The following is a 1747-nucleotide window of genomic DNA, read 5'->3' as shown; positions in this document are numbered from 1 at the left end:
GACGGATGCATTAAAGACAAATAATGCTAAGATCGATACGGACCATAAAATGATTATTGAAAAGGCCCAAGAGTTAAGCAACGCTATGGCAGATGGGAAGGGCAGGGACCAAGTTATTGAAACTGTCAATTTCCTACAAGAATATGTCAAAAAGCACTTCCAAGAGGAAGAGATGATGCAAAAATCGTCGCATTATCCAGAGTTTGAATTACATAAAAAAAATCATACTTATTTCATCACAGAATTGGATCAATTGGCAACAAAAATTAGACAAAACCCAACATCAACGGTAAATGTATTGGAACTCAACAAATTGATATCTGGTTGGTTTTTCAATCATATTAAAAAGTTGGATGTGGAAGTGGCAAAACACATTACTCAGACAAAATTGTAATTAAAAGTGAGATTTTCTCACTTTTTTTTTGACACAATAAAGGCTTGTGACCAATATAGGCTCTTGTCATTTTATGATCCTTTAAGAAAATAAGTTTGACAAAGGACCATCAATTCCTTAAGCTAATATGGAGGGTTTAAAAGCTAAAGATAGGATTGAGAGGGAGAAATATATGAGACTTGTAATAATTGGTTTAGGCGTATTTTACGGTGTGATTATGGTTTTAACTGGGGGCATGATGTTGACGCAAAAAAAGCTGGGAAGGCTTTCAAGTGTCCTGATGCTAGCTGGTGGTGCATTAATCACATATACCTTTCTCGATAAGGAGTTGGTCTTATATACCAGAGAGGGAATATTGGCGGCAGGTTTGATTGGGGTTCACATATCTGCAATCATGAATGGCTTCAAGCTTTATGGCAAGCCACTGGTCAAGCACCATATCATCAGAGCATGTATCTCCATAGGCTTGATGGCAGGGAACTACTGGCTATATAATTTATAAACGATGTTAAAAATATGAAAAGCGCCAAATGGACAAATCCGTTTGGCGCTTTGTTTTATTTACCGTAGAAAAGACTAGTGGTCGAAAACTCAGGATCACTTGTTACATCGATACCCAGGTTTCTAAGAGTCGCTTCATTATTGGCATGAAGGATGACATTTGTATGTGCTTGACAATCTCTAATGCTCTCAAGTGCATCAAGTGCTACCTGAGCAATAGGGTTGAAAGCGGCACTGATTGAAAGGGCAATGAGCACTTCTTCAAGATCAAGCAGTGATGTTTGATCACCAAGGGACTCTGTTTTAAGCTTGATGATTGGATTTAAAATAGCAGGTGACAATAGGTGAACATCGTCTGGTATGCCTGCATATTTTTTAAGGGCATTGATGATACATGCCGCAGCTGCATCCATCGCTTTATTGTTCTTTCCAGTGACAATATCACCGTTGTGAAGGGCGATTGCCATAGTTGGTACAACTGTATCGGTGTTGTACTTTTTAGACAGCTCTTCAGCATAAGCTCTAGCAGGTTCTACGACAATTCGATGTACTGGTTTTAAATCGAGCTCTTCCATGATGAGTTTAGCACGATTATAAGTTTCGATGTCGCAGAGGCCCTTTTTATATTCACAGCCGGTTTTAAAGTAACGGCGAATGATTTCTTGACGAGATGCTTCTTTGATGACTTCATCATCAGTGATCCCAAAGGCTATTCTATTTACGCCCATATCCGTAGGAGATTGGTACATGGACTCTGTCCCAGTAATTCTTTCAATAATTCTCTTTAAGACTGGGAAGGTTTCAATATCGCGGTTGTAGTTAACAGTAACTTCACCATAGGTTTCAAGGTGG

The 1747-nt window shown here is 38.8% G+C and carries 3 protein-coding genes; 2 read left to right on the top strand and 1 reads right to left on the bottom strand.

Going from position 1 to position 1747, the window contains the following annotated elements:
* On the top strand, positions 1 to 394 hold a 394-nt coding region (locus AC220I_RS22105; RefSeq protein WP_486726031.1), incomplete at its 5' end, for a bacteriohemerythrin.
* Between the two features lie 172 nt (positions 395 to 566).
* Positions 567 to 896 (top strand): hypothetical protein, encoded by a 330-nt coding sequence (locus AC220I_RS22100; RefSeq protein WP_486726030.1) that lies wholly within the window; start codon positions 567 to 569, stop codon positions 894 to 896.
* 55 nt (positions 897 to 951) lie between these two features.
* On the opposite strand, the gene AC220I_RS22095 is transcribed toward AC220I_RS22100, so the two are convergent.
* Positions 952 to 1747: DUF1846 domain-containing protein (locus AC220I_RS22095; protein WP_486726029.1), on the bottom strand; the 796-nt coding region annotated here is incomplete at its 5' end.

The organism is Fusibacter sp. (genome assembly GCF_057447755.1).
The sequence above is the reverse complement of the archived record's forward strand: the minus strand, read 5'-3'. Positions and strand labels throughout refer to the sequence as shown.

Excerpts from the sequence above, each read along its gene's own strand:
- AC220I_RS22100 (WP_486726030.1), top strand. The coding sequence starts at position 567 with ATGAGACTTGTAATAATTGGTTTAGGCGTATTTTACGGTGTGATTATG.